Here is a 20,127-nt window from a genome sequence, read left to right on the forward strand (position 1 = left end):
TAAATCCCATGACGTCGAACGGGCAGAGCCCGCCGGCCGGCCTTGTGCGGGTGCGGACTAGCGCTTGCGCTAGCCCGTCTCCCGCACGGCGGCTTACTTGACGTCGACGGTCGCGCCGGCAGCCTCGAGCTGAGCCTTCAGCTTCGCGGCCTCGTCCTTGTTCACGCCTTCCTTGACGGCCTTGGGCGCGCCCTCGACGAGAGCCTTCGCCTCGGTCAGGCCGAGACCGGTGATCGCGCGGACCTCCTTGATGACGTTGATCTTCTTGCCGCCGTCGCCGGTCAGGATCACGTCGAACTCGGTCTGCTCCTCGGCGGCGGGAGCGGCGGCACCACCACCACCGGCGGCGGGAGCCGCGACGGCCGCGGCGGCCGAGACGCCCCACTTCTCTTCGAGCATCTTCGAGAGCTCGGCGGCCTCGAGGACGGTGAGGGCGCTCAGCTGGTCAACCAGCGTGTTCAGGTCTGCCATGTGTATTCTCCATGCGGGGGACGACGCCCCCAAAGTTCAGATGAAACCAGGATGCTTTGGACGAAAACGGCGTTACGCCGCCTCCTTCTCCGCGTGGGCGGAGAGCACGCGCGCGATCTGCGCCGCCGGGGCCTGCGCGATCGTGGCGATCTTCGTGGCGGGCGCCACGATGAGGCCGACGATCTTCGCCCGCAGCTCGTCGAGCGACGGCAGCGTGGCGAGAGCCTGAACGCCCGCGAGGTCGAGGGCCGTCGAGCCCATCGCCCCGCCCACGATTTCGAACTTGTCGTTCGTCTTCGCGAAGTCGACGGCCACCTTGGCGGCCGCGACCGGGTCGGTCGAGGTGGCGAGCGCGACCGGGCCGGTCAGCATGTCGCCGATCGAGCCGTAGTCGGTGCCGTCCAGTGCGATCCTGGCAAGCTTGTTCTTCGAGACCTTGTAGGCCGCGCCGGCTGCCCGCATCTTGTTGCGCAAGTCCGTGGACTGCGCGACCGTCATGCCGAGGTTGCGGGTGACGACCACCACGCCGACCTCGTTGAAGGTGCGGTTCAGTTCGGCGACGGCCGCGGCCTTTTGAGCACGATCCATGCCATTCTCCACATTCTGAGCGCGTTCCGGAAAACGCGCTCGGTTACTCCCGGCGGGCGACAGCACACCGGGTTTGTCCAGCGATGGGGAAGGGGATCGGCCGCATGGAAACACGGCGGATGGATCTCTGTCCCCGTCTCGGCAGGAAGATTAAGCCGGAAACCGGCCCCTGCTGTCTCGGACGGAGCCCGGGCGAGCCCGGACTTGGAGGCGCCGTTAGCGGAACGGGCGACCCATGGCAACAAGGTCGTCATGCCGGGCGCGTCCCGGCATGACGACGGCGCTTCAGAACTCCGTGTTGCGGGTGTCGCGCTGGTCGGTTGCGCCGACCGGCGGCTGGCCGCCCGGAACCGGCGGGGTCATCACGCCCGTGTTGCCATGCCCGGCGGTCCCTTCCGGCGGCGTGCCCGATTCCCGCTGCTCGAACGCCATCTGCTCGTCCGCCACCCCCGATCCGGTCGGCTGCAACGGCAAATCGCCGAAACCCGTCGGCTCGGGGCGGTCGTCGGTCGGAACGGTCTGGTCGGGCCGGGTCTCGTCCATGTGCGGTTCGTCGGTCACGTTGTTCTCCTTTGCGAAACAAGAACGCCGCAACTAGCCGTCTCGTTGCCCAGCGCGTCGATCACCCGCCGGGAATAGGCGCGGGCGAGTTCCTCGTGGGCGCGGCGCGGCGCGCCCGGCTTGGCGTCGATCGCGCGCACCGCCTCCTGCAAGGCGCGGTCGGCGAAATACTGGAACTCGGCGGTCATGGTGGTCACTCCATCGCTGCCCCTGTGCCCCCGCGTTTACGCGCCCGATCGTGTCGACCGTATTGCGCGCGCGTGACGAAGCTGTCGCAACCCGTGTCGCCGGGTCTTGGCCGAACGGGCGAACCGCCGTATCGACGGCCGCGAAACGGAGAGGGTTGCGATGCAGAAGCTTTACCCGAACGCGGCGGCGGCGCTGGAAGGGCTGCTCCACGACGGCATGACGATCTGCGCGGGCGGCTTCGGCCTGTGTGGTATTCCCGAGCGGCTGATCGATGCGATCCGCGACGCGGGCACGACCGGCCTGACGGTCGCCTCCAACAACGCCGGCATCGACGGCGAGGGACTGGGCAAGCTGCTGCGCACGCGCCAGATCGCCAAGATGATCTCCTCCTATGTCGGCGAGAACAAGGAGTTCGAGCGCCAGTATCTGTCGGGCGAGCTGGAGGTCGAGTTCTGCCCGCAGGGAACGCTGGCGGAGCGCTGCCGCGCGGGCGGCGCCGGCATCCCCGGCTTCTATACCAAGACCGGCGTCGGCACCCAGGTGGCCGAGGGCAAGGAGGTCAAGGAGTTCGACGGCGAGGAGTATATCCTGGAACGCGGGCTGCGCGCCGACCTGTCGATCATCAAGGGCTGGCGCGCGGACGAGGCGGGCAACCTCCAGTTCCGCAAGACCGCGCGCAACTTCAACCAGCCGATGGCCACCTCCGGCCGGGTGTGCGTCGCGGAGGTGGAGGAGATCGTGCCGGTGGGGACGCTCGACCCCGACCAGGTCCACTTGCCCGGCATCTACGTGAAGCGGATGATCCTGGGCGCGCCCTACGACAAGAAGATCGAGTTCCGCACCGTGCGCGAGCGGCCGGGCGCGAGTGCGGCCGCCGCGGGGTCCGAGGTGGGGGCATAAGGCGATGGGCCGCCGAGTGCCCTCGATCCGCGAAGGTGGGGAAACCATTGCACTCCCCCTTCGTCACCCCGGACTTGATCCGGGGTCCATCGTGCCGCGCAAGCAACGCCTTCCGCTCTTGCGAAAGCATGGACCCCGGATCAAATCCGGGGTGACGATCGTCGGCGGCATGCTCGCCCTCACCGGCTGCGTCGCCGTCGCGCCCGTCACCGTGCAGCAACCCCGCACGATCACCGCGCCCGTGGTCGTCGAGGGCGTCCCGGCGGGTATGCAGTATCTCTACGGCTCGGGTGAGGCCGACGCGATCAGCCGCCAGGCGTGGCGCGCCATCGCCGGGCAGGGCGCGACCGCGGCCCGCCGCCGTCCGCGCGACAGCGTCGTCCTGGTACAGGGCTCCACGCTCGCCGCCCCCCGCTTCGTCCCCTGCGGCGCTAAGCCGCTCGCCGCCGTGTTCGACGTCGACGAGACGGTGGCGCTCAACCTCGGGTTCGAGCGCGACGCCGCCGCGGGCCGCCCCTACGAGCAGGCGCGCTGGCGGGCGTACGAGATCACCGGCGGCACCACCGCCCGCGCCGTCCCCGGCGCGGTCGACGCGATCCGCGCCCTTCGCGCGAGCGGTATCACCGTCGTCTTCAACAGCAACCGGTCCGCCGAGAACGCCGTCGCGACGGTCGCGATGCTCGACCGCCTCGGCCTCGGTCCCGCTCGAGTCGGCGAGACGCTGTTCCTCTCCGACCAGGCCACCGGCTCGGCCAAGGACTCGCGCCGCGCCGCCATCGCCGCCCGCTACTGCGTCGTCGCGATGGCCGGCGACCAGCTCGGCGACTTCTCCGACCTGTTCAACGCCGGCCTGACCCCGCCGCAGCGCCGCGCCGCGGCCGACGCCCCCGCGATCGCGCGGCTGTGGGGCGCGGGCTGGTTCGTCCTTCCCAACCCCGTCTACGGCACCGCGCTGAAAGGTCGCCTGGACGAGGTCTTTCCCGCCGACAGCGCCTGGGCGCCCGAACCATGAAGAGGATCAACTGATGCCCTGGGACCGTAACGGCATGGCGGCGCGCGCCGCGAAGGAGCTGCGCGACGGTTACTACGTCAATCTCGGCATCGGCATCCCGACGCTGGTGGCCAACAACATCCCCGACGGCATGACGGTGACGCTCCAGTCGGAGAACGGCATGCTCGGCATCGGCCCGTTCCCGTACGACGACGAGGTCGATCCCGATCTCATCAACGCCGGCAAGCAGACGATCAGCGAGCTGCCGCAATCCGTCTATTTCGGCTCCGAGCAGAGTTTCGCGATGATCCGCGGCGGGCACATCGACCTGACCGTGCTCGGCGCGATGGAGGTGTCGGAAGGCGGCGACATCGCCAACTGGATGATCCCGGGCAAGATGATAAAAGGCATGGGCGGCGCGATGGACTTGGTCGCCGGCGTCAAGCGGATCATCGTGGTGATGGAGCACACGTCCAAGAACGGCGATCCCAAGTTCCTGTCGCAATGCTCGCTGCCGCTGACGGGCAAGAACGTGGTCGACATGATCGTCACCGACCTGGCGGTGTTCCAGCGGCCGGATCACGCATCCCGCTTCCGCCTGATCGAGTGCGCGCCGGGCGTCACCGCCGACGAGGTCGCCGCGAAGACCACCGCCGCCTACGACGCCGCCTGACCGGCAGGCGGCGTCGCCGTGTTCCTGCGTTCGCAGAAACGCAGGCGTCTACCGCAGCGCCTCAGTCCACCGACGCCGGCCGGACCACCGCGGTGCCGGCCTCGCGCTGACGCTTCAGCTCCGCCTTCAGCCGCGCCGGGTCGCGGGCGACGACGAAGCCGAACGAGACGCCGCCTTCCTTGCCGATCGTCGCGTGGTGCAGCCGGTGCGCCTGGACCAGCCGCTTGGCGTAGCCGTGCTTGGGCGTCCATTTGAACAGACGCTGGTGGACCAGGCCGTCGTGGATGAAGGCGTAGATCGCGCCGTAGACGGTGATGCCCATCGCCGCCCACCACAGCCGTTCTGACCAGTAGTAGCCGATGATGAACAGCGCCACGACGATGCTGCCGAACACGACGGCGAACAGGTCGTTACGCTCCAGCACGTTGTGATGCGGCTCGTGATGGTCGCGGTGCCAGGCCCAGCCCCAGCCGTGCATCACGTATTTGTGCATCGACCAGGCGAACAATTCCATGCCGCCGACGGCGAGCAGGACGGTGGCGATCTTGTCGAGGAGGGTCATGTCGCGGCTTCCTCCAGGCGGCCCGGTGACGGCGTCGCCCGCGCGCGGCGCGCGGCGGGCAGGCGCCACCAGGGCACGGCCGGGTCGAGATGATGTTCGTGATGATAGCCGAAATGGAAGCAGGTGACGAGGCTGAGCCAGCTTCCCCACCCCTCCGACCGGGCGTTGTGGGTGTCGTCGAATACCGTCTCGTCGTGCCGGTGCGGGCGATAGGTGCCGAAATAGAAGAGCTGCACCGACGAGGCGATGGCCGGCAGTCCGTAGAGCAGCAGGATGTTGAGCAGCGGCACGCCGAGCAGCCAGTACGCCGTCACCACGGTGCAGACGTAGAGCCCCGAGGGCCAGCCGAAGTAACGGCTGAGGAAGGTCGCGTACCAGCGCAGGCCGTCGCTGGGGTGGTCGGCGTCGAAGTCCGGATCGTCGCGGCTGCCCGGCGCGCGGTGGTGCTCGAAATGCGCGTCCCGCATCCGCGCCCAGGCGAACCCTGCGTAGAGGAACAGCAGCGTCGCGCCGATCGCCGCGTTGAGACGCGGTCGGCCGGGCGCGAGCGAGCCGTGCATCGCGTCGTGCGCGACGATGAACAGCCCCACCGACAGCCAGCACTGCACCGCCGCCATGGCGAGCACTAGCGGCAGCGTCGCCCAGCGTACCGGAACCAGCACCATCCCCGCGACGTGCAGCGTGATCCAGCCGGCACAGACCAGCGCCGCGAGCGTCAGCCCGGTGGCGCCCTGCGCAGGGCGAGCCCGCCAGGCGGTGGAGGAAGAGTGGGCGGTGGCCATCGCTTCACAGATAGGCTCTCGGCCCTCGATCCGAAAGCGCGTAAAAGGTTGCGTGGGTGCAACGATCCACGCCATGTTGTTGCGCCGCAGCGGATCGGCTAGGGCAGGGCATGGCCAGGCCGTTAACCCTGTACGAGAAGATCTGGAACGCGCACGTCGTCGATCGTCGCGACGACGGCACCTGCCTCCTCTACATCGATCGCCATCTCGTCCACGAGGTGACGAGCCCGCAGGCGTTCGAGGCGCTGCGTGCCGCCGGTCGCCGCGTCCGCCGGCCGGAACTGACGCTGGCGGTGCCCGACCACAATCTGCCGACCACGCCGCGGCTGGACGCCGACGGCCGCCTGCTGCCGATCGCCGACGCGGAGAGCGCGGCACAGCTCGACGCGCTGCGCGCCAACACCGCCGCGTTCGGCATCGACTATATCGACGCGACCGCGGCCGAGCAGGGCATCGTCCACGTCGTCGGTCCCGAACTCGGTTTCACGCTGCCCGGCACCACCCTGGTTTGCGGCGACAGCCACACCTCCGCCCACGGCGCCCTCGGCGCCCTCGCCTTCGGGATCGGCACCAGCGAGGTCGAGCACGTGCTCGCCACGCAGACGTTGCTGCTGAAACAGTCCAGGACGATGGAGATCCGTGTCGACGGCACGCTCGGCTTCGGCGTCAGTCCCAAGGACGTGATCCTGGCCATCATCGGCCGGATCGGCGCGGCGGGCGGCACCGGCTACGTCGTCGAATATACGGGCGAGGTGATCCGTGCCATGTCGGTCGAGGGGCGGCTGACGATCGCCAACATGTCGATCGAGGGCGGGGCGCGCGCCGGGCTGGTCGCGCCCGACGAGACGACCTTCGCCTATCTGAAGAACCGGCCGATGGCGCCGGCCGGCGCCGACTGGGACCGCGCGGTCGCCTGGTGGCGGACGCTGCCGACCGACGCGGGCGCGGCCTACGACCGCAGCGTGGTGATCGACGCGGCGGACATCGCGCCTTCGCTGACCTGGGGAACGAGCCCGGAGGACGTGGTGCCGATCACCGGCACCGTGCCCGATCCGGACGGTTTCGCCGACCCGGCCAAGCGCGTCGCCGCGCGCAAGTCGCTCGATTACATGGGGCTGGCCCCCGGCACCCGCATGCAGGACGTGTCGGTGGAGCACGTGTTCATCGGCAGCTGCACCAACGGCCGGATCGAGGATCTGCGCGCCGCCGCCTCCGTCGTCGGTGGCCGCCGCGTCGCCGACGGCGTGCGGGCGATGGTGGTGCCCGGCTCCGGCCTGGTCAAGCGGCAGGCGGAGGCCGAGGGGCTCGACCGGGTGTTCACCGGCGCCGGGTTCGAGTGGCGCGAGCCCGGTTGCTCGATGTGCCTGGCGATGAATCCTGACAAGGTGCCGCCGGGCGAGCGCTGCGCCTCGACCAGCAACCGCAATTTCGTCGGCCGGCAGGGGCCGGGCGCGCGGACGCATCTCGTCTCGCCCGCCATGGCGGCGGCGGCGGCGGTGACCGGGCGATTGAGTGACGTGAGAGACCTGATGGGAGCGGAATCATGAGGAAGGTGTTGGTATTGCTGGTCGCGGGCGCGCTGGTCAGCGGCTTCGCGGCGTACAGCGGCAGCGTCGCGCGACCGGCGGTGAAGACCATCAAGCCATAATCGTCCTGCCGGGCTCGCCCCGGCATCCAGAGCCAAGCAGCGCATCGTTCGTGGCTCCGGGTGCCAGGACGAGCCCGCCACGACGAAGAGGTCCGTATCATGACGCCCGTCACCACCGTCGCCGGCACCGCCTATCCCTGGGGCGCGAAGAACGTCGATACCGACGTCATCATCCCCGCCCACTGGCTCAAGACCATCAAGCGCTCGGGCCTGGGAAAAGGCGCGTTCGAGACGGTGCGCGCGCAACCGGGCAACCTGTTCGACGACCCGCGCTACGCCGGCTCCCCCATCCTGATCGCCGGCGACAATTTCGGCTGCGGATCGAGCCGGGAGCACGCCGCCTGGGCGCTCGCCGACATGGGCGTGCGCGCGGTGATCGCGCCCAGCTTCTCCGACATCTTCTCCGGCAACGCGTTCAAGAACGGCATCGTCCCCGTCGTCCTGCCGCAGCCGGCGATCGACCGGCTGCTGGTCGCCGCCGCCGATGCCGAGATCACCGTCGACCTGGAGACGATGACCGTCACCACCGCCTATCAGGACCGTTTCCCCTTCGAACTGGACCCGTTCCGCCGCCGCTGCCTGATGGAAGGGCTGGACGAGGTCGGCCTGACGCTGGCACAGGATACCCAGATTTCGAATTTCGAAGGCGCGGCATCGGTGGCGCGCCCCTGGGTAGAGGGAAGACGCCGTTATGAAGGCATTGCTGTCGCAGGCTCCCGGCGGACCTGAAACACTGGAACTGACCGAGCGGCCGGACCCGATCCCGGCCGCCGGCCAGGTCGTGGTGGCGGTTAAGGCGTGCGCGATCAACTACCCCGACGTCCTCATCATCGAGGACAGATACCAGTTCAAGCCGCCGCGTCCCTTCGCCCCCGGCGGCGAGATCGCCGGCACGATCGAGTCGGTGGGAGAGGGCGTCACCGGCTGGTCGGTCGGTGACCGGGTGATCGGCATGATCGGCCATGGCGGGCTGGTCGAGAAGGTCGCGGTCGATCCGGCGCGCCTGTACGCGTTGCCGCAGGGCCGCAGCTTCGCCGAGGGGGCGTCGCTGATCCTCACCTACGGCACCACCATCCACGCCCTGCTCGACCGCGGCCACCTGAAGGAGGGCCAGTCGCTCCTGATCCTCGGCGCGGCCGGCGGCGTCGGCTTGGCGGCGATCGAGCTCGGCAAGGCGTTCGGCGCGCGCGTCGTCGCGGCGGTGTCGTCGGACGAGAAGGCGGCGGCGGCGACCGCGGCGGGCGCCGACGAGACGATCGTCTACGGCCGCGCGCCCTTCGACAAGGACCAGTCCAAGGCACTGGCCGAGCAGTTCAAGGCGGCGGGCGGCAAGGGCGGCTTCGACGTGATCTACGATCCGGTCGGCGGCGACTATGCCGAGCCGGCGCTGCGATCGATCGGCTGGGAGGGGCGCTACCTCGTCGTCGGCTTTCCGGCGGGCATTCCGAAACTGCCGCTGAACCTCACGCTGCTCAAGAGCTGCGACGTCTGCGGCGTCTTCTGGGGCGCCTTCGCCGCGCGCGACCCCCAAGCCAACGCCGCGCACATGGATCACCTCTTCCGCTTGTGGGAACAAGGCAGGATCGCACCGCGCGTGACCGAGACCTTTCCGCTGGACCGCGGCGGCGACGCGATCGCCAAGATGGCCGCCCGCGGCGCGATCGGCAAGCTGGTGGTGGAGGTAGGCTGAAGACGTGCCCCACCCACACCGTCACCCCGGACTTGATCCGGGGTCCATCCATCCGCGAGCGCGCCGGCAGGAGCCTCCAGCCGCGCGCCTGCCGAGCCATGGACCCCGGATCAAGTCCGGGGTGACGAAGGAGGGGTAGGGGGATAGTGTGAGGGCGAGGTGGGCGACAAATCCCGCCGCTCACGCTACCCCGCCGCCATGACCGACCATATCGTGATCGTCGGCGGCGGCTTCTCGGGCACGCTGCTGGCCATCAACCTGCTGCGCTTCGGCGGTCCTCGCCCGACCATGGTCGAGCGCGACGCCGATCGGTTCGCGCGCGGCGTCGCCTACAGCGCGACGGAGCCCGGCCACCTGCTCAACGTCCGCGCCGCCGGGATGAGCGCCTTTCCCGACGATCCCGGCCATTTCGTCCGCTGGCTGGGCGCGCGGGGAGAGGCGACCAGCTTCGTTCCCCGCCAGGTCTATGGCAGCTATCTCGCCGAGACGTTGCAGGCCGTTCGCGACGACCGGCTGACGCTGGTGGAGGGCGACGTCGCCGCGATCGACGCGGACGGTGTCCGCCTCGATGACGGGCGGCGCGTGGCGGCAATGCGCGTCGTCCTCGCCACCGGCAACCTGCCCCCGCATACCCCGCCGGGCATCGACCCGGCCGGGCTGCCGGGCGATCGCTATCTCGACGATCCGTGGCGCGCGCGACCGGGTGACGGGCTGGGTGACGACGACACGATCGTCCTGCTCGGCACCGGCCTGACTGCGATCGACGTGGCGTTGCAGCTCGACGCGGCCGGGTTCCGCGGTCGCGTCGTCGCGCTGTCCCGCCGCGGCCTGCGCCCGCGCCGCCACCGGGACGGCCTGCCGCCGCCCGCGGGCGAGACCGATCTGCCGGGCGTATCGCTGTCCTGGGTGCTCCGCCAGGTCCGCGAGCGCTCCGCCGAGCATGGCTGGCGCGCCGCGGTGGACCGGTTCCGGCCGATGACGCAGCGGCTGTGGGCGGCGAGCAGTGCCGAGGAGCGTTCGCGATTCCTCCGCCACCTGCGCCCCTTCTGGGACGTTCACCGCCACCGCCTCGCGCCCGCCGTCGCCGAGCGGATCGACGCCATGGTCGCCACCGGTCGGCTCCGCTTCGTCGCGGGCAAGGTCGCCGCCGCCGTGCCGGACGGGGAGGGCGTGTGCCTCCGCTGGCGTCCCCGCCATGCCGATGGAGTGGAGGCGATGCGTGTCGCGCGCATCGTCAACTGCACCGGGCCGCAGGGCGACCTGACCCGCACCGACGACCCGCTGCTCGCCCGCCTGGTCGGCGAGGGGCGCATCCGCCCCGATCCGTTGCGCCTCGGCATCGAGGTCGACGCGGAGGCGCGGGTGATCGCCGCCGACGGCGTGGCCGACGACCGGTTGTCGTGCATCGGCCCGATGACGCGCGGCGGGTTGTGGGAGGTCGTCGCCGTGCCCGACATCCGTCGCCAGGCCTGGGACCTGGCGCGCCGGCTGTCCCACGCGCAATGGGTCGGGGGCGAGGGGCTGTAGGGCTCAGGGCGCCGTTGCGCGCGCCCCCCGTGCCGCCTATCTCCCGTGGATATAGCGGGGAGCCGAGCATGACCACCTTCGACGATCGCCAGCGCGCGTTCGAGACCAAGCACGCCCGCGATGAGGAGATGGCGTTCCGCGTCACCGCGCGCCGCAACCGGCTGCTCGGCCAGTGGGCCGCGGCCCGCATGGACCTGACCCCCGCCGAGGCGGATGCCTACGCCACCGCCGTCGTCCAGGCCGATTTCGAGCAGGCCGGCGACGACGATGTGGTCCGCAAGGTCGTCGGCGACATCACCGCCGCCGGTCTCGACGTGGACGAGGGCGAGGTGCGCCGCGCGCTCGACGTCGCCGAGGTCGAGGCGCGCCGCCAGCTGATCGAGGCTGCCTGATCCATGCCGATGCTCGCCGACGACATCGCCGCGCTGATCCGCGCCGCCATCCCCGACGCCGTGGTGGAGATCACCGACCTGGCCGGTGACGGAGACCATTACGCCGCCCGCGTGGTCGCGCCCAGCTTCGCGGGGCTCAGCCGCGTCGCCCAGACTCGCGCCGTCTACGCCGCGCTCGGCGGGCGCATGGGCGGCGAGCTGCACGCCCTGCAACTGACCACATCCGCTTCCTGAAGGACGATATCGATGACCGACGATCCCCATGCCCGCATCGACGCGGTGGTGAAGAACAACAAGGCCGTGCTGTTCATGAAGGGCAGCCCGCTCTTTCCCCAGTGCGGCTTCTCCAGCCGCGCGGTCGCCATCCTCAATCATCTCGGCGCCGAGTTCGAGAGCGTCGACGTGCTCCAGGACCAGGGCATCCGCCAGGGCATTAAGGCCTATTCCGACTGGCCGACGATCCCGCAGCTCTACGTCGAGGGTGAATTCGTCGGCGGGTCCGATATCATGATGGAAATGTACGAGAGCGGCGAACTGGCCGAGCTGTTCGGGGCCGAGAAGCCCGCCGCCTGACGGCGGGTGCGGGTGGATCGGCGCGAGACGGTTGCGAGCGTCCGATCCACCCTGCTGAAAGCGCTGACGCTTCGCTGCCGAAGAGGTAGCAGGTGTTGTGCCATATCCCTCCGATCGCAGATTGCGGTACATTTCGACGGTTAACGGCCGACGGTAGCAGTCGACGAGTGTAAAAGGTGCCGACATCCTTTCGTCATGCCGGGCTCGTCCCGGCATCCAGAGCAAAGCAGCGCCATCGCTCGTAATTCTGGATGCCGGACAAGCCGGGCACGACGAACCCTTGACTACATTCGTAATCAGTACGATTACGTTCGTAGTCAAGGAGGAGGCGAGTCGTGGCCGAACGCATCAGCGATGCCGAGCATGCCGTCATGGAGGTGCTGTGGGACGAGGCGCCGTTGACGGCGCAAGACGTATCCGACCGCGTCGATCCGGCGCGGGGCTGGAGCGCCAACACCGTCAAGACGCTGCTCGGCCGCCTCTTGTCGAAGAACGCGATCGCGCATGAGGCGGACGGCCGCCGCTATCTTTACCGCCCGCTGGTCGCGCGCGGCGATTACGTCACGGGCGAGTCGCGGCGGCTGATCGACCGGCTGTTCGGCGGCAAACTGACCCCGCTGGTCGCCCACCTCGCCGAGCGCGACGAACTGTCCGCCGCCGACATCGCCGAGATCGAGGCGTTGCTGCGGGAGCTGAAATCGTGATCGCGCCGTCGGTGCTCGGCTGGCTGGTCGAGGCGCTGGTCGCCTCCGCCCTGCTGATGGCGGCAGTGCTGCTGGTGCGCGTGCCCGTCCGCCGTGCCTTCGGCCCGCAGGTCGCCTATGCCTTGTGGGCGCTGCCGGCGCTCCGGCTGCTGCTGCCGCCGCTGCCGGGTGAATGGCGCGAGCAGGTGGCGATGCCGATCGCCGCCGCGGGCGAGGCGGTGGGCGTGTTCATCGTCCCGGTCGAGGGCACGGCGCCGCCGGTCGACGCTGGCCTGCCCTGGGGCACGGTCGCGCTCGCCCTCTGGGTCATGGGTACGTTCGCCTTCTTCCTGTTCCACGTCGCCAACCATCGGCGCTTCTGCGCGGGCCTGCTGCGCGGCGCACGGCTCGTCGACGAGGTCGACGGCATCCGCGTGATCGAGAGCGCGGCGGCCACCGGCCCGCTCGCCTTCGGCCTGCGGCCGCGTTTCGTCGCTTTCCCGCGCGACTTCGCCGAACGCTACGACGCCGACGAGCGCGCCTTCGCACTGCTCCACGAACTCGGCCATCACCGCGCCCGCGACCTGTTGTCGAACTGGGCGGCGCTCGGCGTGCTGGCGCTGCACTGGTTCAACCCGCTCGCCTGGCACGCCTTTCGCGCCTTCCGCTGCGACCAGGAGCTCGCCAACGACGCGCGCGTGCTCGCCGGCCGCAGCCGCACCGACGCGCATATCTACGCCTGCGCCATCCTGAAGGCGGCGCACGGCGGCCACGTCTCGGCGGCATGCCACCTCCACACCATCGCCGACCTGAAAGGGAGAATGAGGATGCTGACCCGTACCCGCCCCTCGCGCCGTCGCCTCGCCGCCGGCACCACCGCCGTCGCCGCGCTGGTCGCGACCGGCCTCGGCCTCACCGCCTCGGGCACCCGCGCCGCCGCCGCCGTGTCGACCCGGATCGGCGACGCGGTCGGCGTCGACCTCGCCGCGCAGGTGGCACCAGCCGTGCCTGAAACGCCGGAAACACCCTATACTCCCGAGACGCCTTACACTCCGGAGACGCCGTACACTCCGGAGACGCCGGCCGCTCCGCCCACGCCGGCCGCTCCCGCCAAACCGGGCAAGCAGACGACCACGACGAAGCGCGTCACCGTCACCAAGAACGGCGAGACGCGAACCTACGAGGGCGCGGAAGCAGACGCCTACGTCGCCGCCAATCCCCTGCCGCCCATGCCACCGCTGCCACCGGCCGTGCTCCACGCCGACGGAACGACGGTGGTCACGACAAAGGGCGGCAAGGTCCTTCGTTTCCACCCGGGCCAGCACATGCCCCTCGCGATGATGTCGCCGGGACAGGTCGTCAGCCGCTCCTGCGTCGACGGCACCGACGGCGATGCGAAGCGCTTCGTCCTCCACCGCGAGGAGAACGGTCGACGCGTGACGATCATCTGCCGCAACCGCATCGACAAGGTGGCGACCGAGGGGGCCGCCCGTGCCCGTGAGGCCGCCGGCAGCGCCCGCATGCAGGCGGCAATGGCGCAACTGATCGCCCGCGACGCGCGCCAGAGCGCCTATCGCGGCATCCAGTCCGCCCGCGCCAGCATCGCCGCCGACCGCAACCTGTCGGACGAGCAGCGCCGCGACGCGCTCGCCGGGCTCGACAAGGCACAGGCCGAACTCTCTTCGCGGGACTGATCGATGAGCGGCACCACGCCGCCCACCGATCGGGAGCAGGAGCGCCGGAACTGGAAACCCCGGGCGCTTCGGCGGGCCGCCCGTCCTCTGTCCCGAGGGCGGGCGGCTTGCGTCGTGCCGGCGAAGGCGCCATCTGGGCGGTAATGGCAGCGCTCCCGACCGGCATCCCGATGGCGCGCGAGCCGCTCGTCACCAGCATCCTCGCGCCCAACGCGTCCGCCTACACCCATACCGGCACGCAGAGCTATCTGGTCGGCACGGCCGACCTGGCGGTGATCGATCCCGGTCCCGACCAGCCGGAACACCTCGACGCGCTGCTCGCCGCCATCGCCGGCCGGCCGGTAGTCGCCATCCTGGTCACCCACCACCACCGCGACCACAGCCCCGCCTCGCGCCCGCTCGCCGAGCTGACGGGCGCGCCGATCGTCGGCGCCGCGCCGTTCCACGCGAGCGGCGAGGACGGCCGGATCGACGCCGCGTTCGATGCCGACTACGCGCCCGACCGGGTGCTCGCCGAGGGCGACGTGGTGGCGGGGCAGGGCTGGACCCTCGCCGTGCTCGCGACCCCCGGCCATACCTCCAACCACCTCGCCTTCGCGCTGGCCGAAATCGGCGCGCTGTTCTCCGGCGACCATGTCATGGGCTGGGCGACCAGCGTCGTCTCGCCACCCGACGGCGATATGGGCGCGTACATGGCCAGTCTGGAGAAGCTGCTCGCCCGCGAGGACCGCGTCTATTATCCCGGCCACGGCGAGCCCGTCGACAATCCCCGTCGCCTGGTGCGTGGCATGCTGGGCCATCGCAAGCAGCGCGAGGGACAGATCCTGCGCCTGTTGCGCGAGGACGCGCGCGGCGCGGCCGGGCTGGTCGAGCGGATGTACGTCGGCATCGACCCGCGGCTGCGCGGCGCGGCCGAGCGATCGGTGCTGGCCCATCTCATCGACCTGGAACGACGCGGCCTGGTGGCCGGGAAAGGAACGGCATGGCGGATCGCGGCGTGACGGAAGCGGGGCAGCAGCGCGGCGGCGGCACGGGCCCGTTCCTCGCCAAGGCGGCGGGGGTGGTCGTCATCCTGCTGCTCGCGGTCCTGATCGGCCTGTGGGGCGTGCAGCGCTACGTCGCCAGCCGGTTGACGCCCGACCCCGTCACCGTGGCGAGCGCCAGCCTGGAGGGTCTGCGCGAGCAGAACCGCCTGTCCGCCTTCGCGGCGCGTTTCGTGTCGGTCACCACCAGCCGCCAATCGCAACTGGGCTTCACCACGCAGAAGACGCTCATCATGCCCGGCGGCGTGAATTATCAGGTCGATCTCGCCAAGCTGACGGCGCGCGACGTGGCGTGGGACGCGGGATCGAAGACGCTGTCGGTACGCCTGCCGCCCGTCGAGGTGGACGGACCGCAGATCGACCTGACGCAGATCCGCGAGTACGGCACCGGCGGCGTGCTGACAACCTTCACCGATGCCGAGGACCGGCTCGATGCTGCCAACCGCCAGGCGGGTCAGGCCGAGCTGCTGCGCCAGGCCCGCGCGCCCGCGATGATCCGCCTTGCTCGCGACGCGACGCGACGCGCGGTGGAGCGCAGTTTCGCCCTGCCGCTCCGCGCCGCCGGCGTCGATGCTAGGGTGGAGGTGCGCTTCGCCGACGAGGGCACGCCCTCTACCGAGCGATGGGACGTGTCCCGCTCGCTTGAGCAGGTGCTCGGAAACCGCAACTAGCGGGTCGTCCTCACCTCCTGTCCGTGGAGGGTAGAGGCAGGCACGGCCCTTGATCCCGTTTCACGCGCGGTCCATCTGCGCGTCATGGAACAACCGACCAACTTCTCCGGCGTCGACATCCGCGCCGAGATCTACCGCCTGCGCCGCGAGAAGAATGCGGTGATCCTGGCGCATTATTATCAAAAACCCGAATTGCAGGACATCGCCGACTTCGTGGGCGACAGCCTCGATCTCAGCCGCAAGGCGCAGGCGACCGACGCCGACGTGATCGCCTTCTGCGGCGTGCGCTTCATGGCGGAGACCGCCAAGATCCTCAGCCCGCACAAGACGGTGGTGCTGCCCGACATGGACGCCGGCTGCTCGTTGGAGGACAGCTGCCCGCCCGAGCAGTTCGCCGCCTTTCGCGCGCAACATCCCGATCACATCGCGCTGACCTACATCAACTGCTCGGCCGAGGTGAAAGGGCTGTCGGACATCATCGTCACCTCCTCCTCGGCGGAGGCGATCCTGGCCAAGCTGCCGGCCGACCAGAAGATCATCTTCGGCCCCGACCGCAACCTCGGCGGCTATCTCGCGCGCAAGACCGGGCGCGACATGCTGCTGTGGCCGGGCGTGTGCATCGTCCACGAGGCCTTCTCGGAGACCGAGCTGCTCAAGCTGCGCGCCCAGCACCCCGCCGCGCCGATCGCCGCCCATCCCGAATGTCCCGCGGTGATCCTGGACCACGCCGATTATGTCGGCTCGACCCGCGGCATCCTCGAATATGCCGGCGCCATGCCCGGCGACACGCTGATCGTCGCGACCGAGCCGCACATCATCCACCAGATGGAAAAGGCGATGCCGGGCAAGCACTTCATCGGTGCGCCCGGTGCCGACGGCAACTGCAACTGCAATATCTGCCCGTACATGGCGCTCAACACGATGGAGAAGCTCTACGTCGCGCTGCGCGATCTCGAACCCCGCATCGAGATCGAGGAGGGCCTCCGCCTGTGCGCCAAGAAGAGCCTCGACGCGATGCTGGCGATGGCGAGCGGTACCGTCGGCCAGGGCGACCTCGGCCCCGCACGCGTGACCGGCGACTGATGGCGCTGCCCGAGAGCTTCGACGTCGCCGCCTTCGTCGCCGCGACGCTGGCGGAGGATATGGGGGACGCGGGTGACATCACCGCCGCCGCGGTGATCCCCGCCGACGCGCGCTTCAGCGGCACGATGGCCGCGCGTGAGGAACTGGTCGTCGCCGGCTTGGACCTCGCCGCCGCCTTCTTCACCGCGCTCGATCCCGACGCCGCGGTCGAGCGACTGGCAGAGGACGGCGACCGTATTCCCGCCGGCACGGTGCTGATGCGGATCGCCGGCAACGCGCGTGCGCTGCTCACCGCCGAACGGTCCGCGCTCAACACCGTGCAGCACCTGTCGGGCGTGGCCACGATGACCGCGACCTATGCCGAGGCGATCCGCGGCACCGGTGCGACGCTGCTCGACACGCGCAAGACCATCCCCGGTCTGCGCCTGCTGGAGAAATACGCCACGCGCATGGGCGGCGCGCGCAATCACCGCATGGGCCTGTGGGACGCGGCGATGATAAAGGACAACCACGTCGCGGTCGCCGGCGGCGTGGGGGAGGCGGTGCGCCGCGCGGTGGCCGCCGGCATCGCCTCGATCATCGTCGAGGTCGACCATCTGGATCAGATCGCCCCCGCCCTCGACGCGGGCGCGACGCACCTCCTGCTCGACAACATGACGCCGGACCAGCTGCGCGCCGCCGTCGCCCAGGTCGCCGGCCGCGTGCCGACCGAGGCATCGGGCGGCGTCCGCCTCGACACCATCCGCGCCATCGCCGAGACCGGCGTCACCTTCGTCAGCGTCGGCCGGCTGACGCAATCGGCCCCCGCCGTCGACATCGGTCTCGACTTCGCCGCCGCCTGACCGGGCGGCGGCGTGACGGCGTCGGCGGGCTGTTCTGTCAGTCGCCGACCAGTCCCGTCACGTCGACGTGACCACCCCGGTTTATGGTGGCGCCGTTGACCATGCCGCTGACGACGACGTGGGCGTCGCGCTCGACCACCAGCGCACCGTTGACCATGCCCGCCATCTCGACCCGGCAGCCTGCCGCGACGGTCAGCGATCCGTTGACCATGCCGTCGAACCGACCGGATCGGTCGAGGGTGAGATTGCCGTTGTGCATCAACCGTCCTATTTCTTGATGAGGCCGATCTCGACCAGCCGCTCGTACAGGTAATCGTGCGCGGTGATCGGGGTCGGGTAGCGGTCCGGATTGTCCGCCGTGACCGTGCCCGGCAGCGTCTCGATCAGGAAATCGGGCGCCGGGTGGAGGAAGAAGGGCATCGAGTAGCGCGAATGCCCGCGGCGCTCCGGCGGAGGATTGACGACGCGGTGCGTGGTCGAGGGCAGGACGTGGTTGGTCAGCCGCTGCAGCATGTCGCCGACATTGACCACCATCGCGCCTTCGGGCGGCTTGATCGACAGCCAGCGGCCGTCCCGGTCGAGCAGCTCCAGCCCCGCTTCCTCCGCGCCGAGCAGCAGGGTGATGAGGTTGATGTCCTCGTGCGCCCCGGCGCGGACACCCTCCGCATCGGCGGGGATCGGCGGGTAGTGGAGCAGGCGCAGCACGCTGTTGCCGTCCTTCACGGCGGGCACGAACCAGTCCGGCGCGAGGCCGAGATAGCGCGCGATCGCCGACAGCAGCTTGTCGCCGGCGGCGTCGAAGGCGGCGAACAGCTCGACGAACGTGTCGCGAAAGCCCGCGGGGCGCGCCGGCCAGATGTTGGGCGCCATCGTGTCGGCGTAGCGGTGGCCTTCCGGCAGCTCGCGGCCGACGTGCCAGAATTCCTTCAGGTCGACGTGGCGCGCGTCCTTGGCGATCTCGGTCTTGAACGGGGTATAGCCGCGCGCACCGCCGGCGCCTTCGCGGTGGTAGCCGCGCTTCTCGTCCTCGGGCAGGGCGAACAGCTCGGCCGTCTCGGCCCAGGCGCGGTCGATCAGGTCCTGCGGCACGCCGTGATCGGCGACGATCGCGAAGCCGTAGCGCTGGAAGGAGCTGCCGAAATCGCGCGCGAACCCGTCCGGGTCGCGGGCCTGGTCGGCGAGGCTGAGAGTCGGCACCTGGGCCGCGGGCGTATCGAGCATCACATGGTCCTCTTGGATGGCGACGTCATAACCCGTTCGTCGGAAAGGCGATAGGCGGGGTTACCGGCCGGCGGCGTGCCGCCTACATGGGCGGCATCATGACAGCACAGGATCACCAGGCGCCCGCGATGCGCGGCGCGCCGACCGGCTTCGCGGAGTTCGTGGCGCTGGTCGCGTCGCTGATGGCGCTGGGCGCGCTCGGCACCGACGCGATGCTGCCCGCGCTGCCGGCGATCGGCGAGGCGCTGGGCGTCGCCGACGAGAACAGCCGCCAGTTCGTCGTCTCCGCCTTCCTGGGCGGGTTCGGCGTCGCGCACCTGATCCACGGGCCGCTGGTCGACCGGTTCGGGCGGCGGCGGGTGCTGCTATGGGCGATCGCGGGCTACGTCGTCGCCAATGCGGCGGCGGCGCTGGCGGGCAGCTTCACGCTGCTGATCGCGGCGCGGATCGCCGGCGGCGCAACGGTGGCGGCGACGCGGATCGGCACGGTGGCGCTGGTGCGCGACTGTTACCATGGCCGGGCGATGGCGCGTGTCATGTCGATCGCGTTCATGGTGTTCATGGTGGTGCCCGTTGTCGCGCCGAGCGTGGGGCAGCTGGTGCTGCTGGTCGGCGACTGGCGCGCGATCTTCTGGGTGATCGCGGGCACCGGCGCGGCGCTGTGGGTGTGGATCGCGCTGCGCCTGCCCGAGACGCTGGCGCCGGAGGACGCGCTGCCGATCCACCCGCGCCGGATCGCCGCCGGCTGGGGTGTGGTGCTGCGCGACCGGCAGGCGGTCGGATACACGCTGGCGGCGACGATGCTGATGGGCGGGCTGTACGGGTATCTCAACTCGGTGCAGCAAATCATGTTCGACGTATTCGACCGGCCGGGGCTGCTCGCGGTCGTCTTCGCCGCCACCGCGGCGACGATGGCGGCGGCGAACCTCGCCAACGCGCGCTTCGTGATGCGGGTGGGCACGCGCAAGATCGCGCACGGCGCGGTGCTGGCGATGGTGGTGCTGGCGGGCACTCACCTGGCGGCGGCGTGGTGGGGGATGGACTCGCTGGTCGTGTTCGCGGTGTTGCAGGCGCTGACCATGGCGAGCTTCGGCCTCGCCACCTCCAACTTCTCGGCCATGGCGATGGAGAATATGGGCGGGGTCGCCGGCATCGCCTCCAGCGTGCAGGGGTTCGCCAGCATCACCGCGGGCGTGGCGATCGGCGCCGTCATTGGCCAGGCGTTCGACGGCAGCACCGTGCCGATGATCGCGGGCTTCCTGGTAGTCGGCCTGCTGTCGCTCGGCGCGATCGCCTGGACGGAGCGCGGGCGGCTGTTCGGCGCCTGACGGAACCCGCGCCTC

Annotated in this window: 25 protein-coding genes; 17 read left to right on the forward strand and 8 right to left on the reverse strand. The window is 70.3% G+C overall.

Annotation, left to right across the window (positions count from 1 at the left end):
- Positions 1-93: 93 nt before the first annotated feature.
- The 4 genes from rplL to BM145_RS02850 form a co-directional block, all read right to left on the reverse strand.
- On the reverse strand, positions 94-471 hold the full coding sequence (rplL, locus tag BM145_RS02835; RefSeq protein ID WP_093331070.1) for a 50S ribosomal protein L7/L12: 378 nt from the start codon (positions 469-471) through the stop codon (positions 94-96).
- Positions 472-543: 72 nt separating this feature from the next.
- Complete coding sequence (gene rplJ, locus BM145_RS02840; RefSeq protein WP_093331072.1) at positions 544-1,059, reverse strand: 50S ribosomal protein L10; 516 nt, start codon at positions 1,057-1,059, stop codon at positions 544-546.
- Between the two features lie 285 nt (positions 1,060-1,344).
- Positions 1,345-1,620 carry a hypothetical protein gene (locus BM145_RS02845; protein ID WP_093331075.1) on the reverse strand — a complete coding sequence of 92 codons (276 nt, stop codon included), beginning with the start codon at positions 1,618-1,620 and terminating at the stop codon, positions 1,345-1,347.
- Positions 1,617-1,808 (reverse strand): hypothetical protein, encoded by a 192-nt coding sequence (locus tag BM145_RS02850; RefSeq protein WP_093331077.1) that lies wholly within the window; start codon positions 1,806-1,808, stop codon positions 1,617-1,619. The genes BM145_RS02845 and BM145_RS02850 overlap by 4 nt, the downstream gene beginning before the upstream one ends.
- A gap of 160 nt (positions 1,809-1,968) precedes the next feature.
- Between BM145_RS02850 and BM145_RS02855 the strand changes: the two genes are divergently transcribed.
- The 3 genes from BM145_RS02855 to BM145_RS02865 all read left to right on the forward strand — a co-directional run bounded on the left by BM145_RS02855 (position 1,969) and on the right by BM145_RS02865 (position 4,373).
- Positions 1,969-2,709: a CoA transferase subunit A gene (locus BM145_RS02855; protein WP_093331080.1), complete on the forward strand. Its 741-nt coding sequence runs from the start codon at positions 1,969-1,971 to the stop codon at positions 2,707-2,709.
- A gap of 169 nt (positions 2,710-2,878) precedes the next feature.
- The gene (locus BM145_RS02860) at positions 2,879-3,721 is read left to right on the forward strand and encodes an HAD family acid phosphatase (protein WP_093331721.1); all 843 of its coding nucleotides are present in this window, start codon (positions 2,879-2,881) and stop codon (positions 3,719-3,721) included.
- Positions 3,722-3,734: 13 nt separating this feature from the next.
- Positions 3,735-4,373: a 3-oxoacid CoA-transferase subunit B gene (locus BM145_RS02865; protein WP_093331084.1), complete on the forward strand. Its 639-nt coding sequence runs from the start codon at positions 3,735-3,737 to the stop codon at positions 4,371-4,373.
- A gap of 61 nt (positions 4,374-4,434) precedes the next feature.
- On the opposite strand, the gene BM145_RS02870 is transcribed toward BM145_RS02865, so the two are convergent.
- Together BM145_RS02870 and BM145_RS02875 are read right to left on the reverse strand one after the other, a co-directional pair.
- On the reverse strand, positions 4,435-4,935 hold the full coding sequence (locus BM145_RS02870) for a sterol desaturase family protein (RefSeq protein ID WP_093331723.1): 501 nt from the start codon (positions 4,933-4,935) through the stop codon (positions 4,435-4,437).
- Positions 4,932-5,717 carry a fatty acid desaturase gene (locus BM145_RS02875; protein WP_093331087.1) on the reverse strand — a complete coding sequence of 262 codons (786 nt, stop codon included), beginning with the start codon at positions 5,715-5,717 and terminating at the stop codon, positions 4,932-4,934. Before BM145_RS02875 ends, BM145_RS02870 begins: the two co-directional genes overlap by 4 nt.
- A 110-nt stretch (positions 5,718-5,827) precedes the next feature.
- Between BM145_RS02875 and leuC the strand changes: the two genes are divergently transcribed.
- The 13 genes from leuC to nadC all read left to right on the forward strand — a co-directional run bounded on the left by leuC (position 5,828) and on the right by nadC (position 17,563).
- The gene (gene leuC / locus BM145_RS02880) at positions 5,828-7,264 is read left to right on the forward strand and encodes a 3-isopropylmalate dehydratase large subunit (protein WP_093331090.1); all 1,437 of its coding nucleotides are present in this window, start codon (positions 5,828-5,830) and stop codon (positions 7,262-7,264) included.
- Positions 7,265-7,464: 200 nt separating this feature from the next.
- Positions 7,465-8,094, forward strand: coding sequence for a 3-isopropylmalate dehydratase small subunit (leuD, locus tag BM145_RS02885; RefSeq protein ID WP_093331092.1), 630 nt, complete (start codon positions 7,465-7,467; stop codon positions 8,092-8,094).
- The gene (locus tag BM145_RS02890; protein ID WP_177200068.1) at positions 8,057-9,055 is read left to right on the forward strand and encodes an NADPH:quinone oxidoreductase family protein; all 999 of its coding nucleotides are present in this window, start codon (positions 8,057-8,059) and stop codon (positions 9,053-9,055) included. Before leuD ends, BM145_RS02890 begins: the two co-directional genes overlap by 38 nt.
- Positions 9,056-9,253: 198 nt before the next feature.
- Positions 9,254-10,582 carry an FAD/NAD(P)-binding protein gene (locus BM145_RS02895; RefSeq protein WP_093331728.1) on the forward strand — a complete coding sequence of 443 codons (1,329 nt, stop codon included), beginning with the start codon at positions 9,254-9,256 and terminating at the stop codon, positions 10,580-10,582.
- A gap of 68 nt (positions 10,583-10,650) precedes the next feature.
- Positions 10,651-10,974 carry a DUF1476 domain-containing protein gene (locus BM145_RS02900; protein ID WP_093331095.1) on the forward strand — a complete coding sequence of 108 codons (324 nt, stop codon included), beginning with the start codon at positions 10,651-10,653 and terminating at the stop codon, positions 10,972-10,974.
- 3 nt (positions 10,975-10,977) lie between these two features.
- Entirely contained in the window at positions 10,978-11,208 is a 231-nt protein-coding gene (locus BM145_RS02905) for a BolA/IbaG family iron-sulfur metabolism protein (RefSeq protein ID WP_093331098.1), read from the forward strand.
- Between the two features lie 12 nt (positions 11,209-11,220).
- Positions 11,221-11,547 carry a Grx4 family monothiol glutaredoxin gene (gene grxD, locus BM145_RS02910; protein WP_093331101.1) on the forward strand — a complete coding sequence of 109 codons (327 nt, stop codon included), beginning with the start codon at positions 11,221-11,223 and terminating at the stop codon, positions 11,545-11,547.
- Between the two features lie 335 nt (positions 11,548-11,882).
- Positions 11,883-12,251, forward strand: coding sequence for a BlaI/MecI/CopY family transcriptional regulator (locus BM145_RS02915; protein WP_093331107.1), 369 nt, complete (start codon positions 11,883-11,885; stop codon positions 12,249-12,251).
- Positions 12,248-13,924 carry a M56 family metallopeptidase gene (locus tag BM145_RS02920; RefSeq protein WP_245739022.1) on the forward strand — a complete coding sequence of 559 codons (1,677 nt, stop codon included), beginning with the start codon at positions 12,248-12,250 and terminating at the stop codon, positions 13,922-13,924. Before BM145_RS02915 ends, BM145_RS02920 begins: the two co-directional genes overlap by 4 nt.
- Positions 13,925-14,067: 143 nt before the next feature.
- Complete coding sequence (locus BM145_RS02925; RefSeq protein WP_093331110.1) at positions 14,068-14,925, forward strand: MBL fold metallo-hydrolase; 858 nt, start codon at positions 14,068-14,070, stop codon at positions 14,923-14,925.
- Positions 14,907-15,638, forward strand: coding sequence for a DUF4230 domain-containing protein (locus tag BM145_RS02930; RefSeq protein ID WP_093331112.1), 732 nt, complete (start codon positions 14,907-14,909; stop codon positions 15,636-15,638). The genes BM145_RS02925 and BM145_RS02930 overlap by 19 nt, the downstream gene beginning before the upstream one ends.
- Positions 15,639-15,722: 84 nt before the next feature.
- Positions 15,723-16,721, forward strand: coding sequence for a quinolinate synthase NadA (nadA, locus tag BM145_RS02935; RefSeq protein WP_093331115.1), 999 nt, complete (start codon positions 15,723-15,725; stop codon positions 16,719-16,721).
- A complete protein-coding gene (gene nadC / locus BM145_RS02940; RefSeq protein WP_093331117.1) occupies positions 16,721-17,563 on the forward strand; it encodes a carboxylating nicotinate-nucleotide diphosphorylase in 843 nt (280 codons plus the stop codon). Before nadA ends, nadC begins: the two co-directional genes overlap by 1 nt.
- 37 nt (positions 17,564-17,600) lie before the next feature.
- Here nadC and BM145_RS02945 read toward each other — a convergent pair whose 3' ends face one another.
- Entirely contained in the window at positions 17,601-17,822 is a 222-nt protein-coding gene (locus BM145_RS02945) for a hypothetical protein (RefSeq protein ID WP_093331119.1), read from the reverse strand.
- Between the two features lie 8 nt (positions 17,823-17,830).
- The gene (locus tag BM145_RS02950; protein ID WP_093331121.1) at positions 17,831-18,784 is read right to left on the reverse strand and encodes an isopenicillin N synthase family dioxygenase; all 954 of its coding nucleotides are present in this window, start codon (positions 18,782-18,784) and stop codon (positions 17,831-17,833) included.
- 98 nt (positions 18,785-18,882) lie between these two features.
- Here BM145_RS02950 and BM145_RS02955 point away from each other — a divergent pair, with 98 nt between their 5' ends.
- A complete protein-coding gene (locus BM145_RS02955) occupies positions 18,883-20,112 on the forward strand; it encodes an MFS transporter (protein ID WP_093331733.1) in 1,230 nt (409 codons plus the stop codon).
- Positions 20,113-20,127: the final 15 nt, after the last annotated feature.

This window comes from Sphingomonas rubra (genome assembly GCF_900115745.1).
Taxonomy (GTDB): Bacteria; Pseudomonadota; Alphaproteobacteria; order Sphingomonadales; family Sphingomonadaceae; genus Sphingomonas; species Sphingomonas rubra.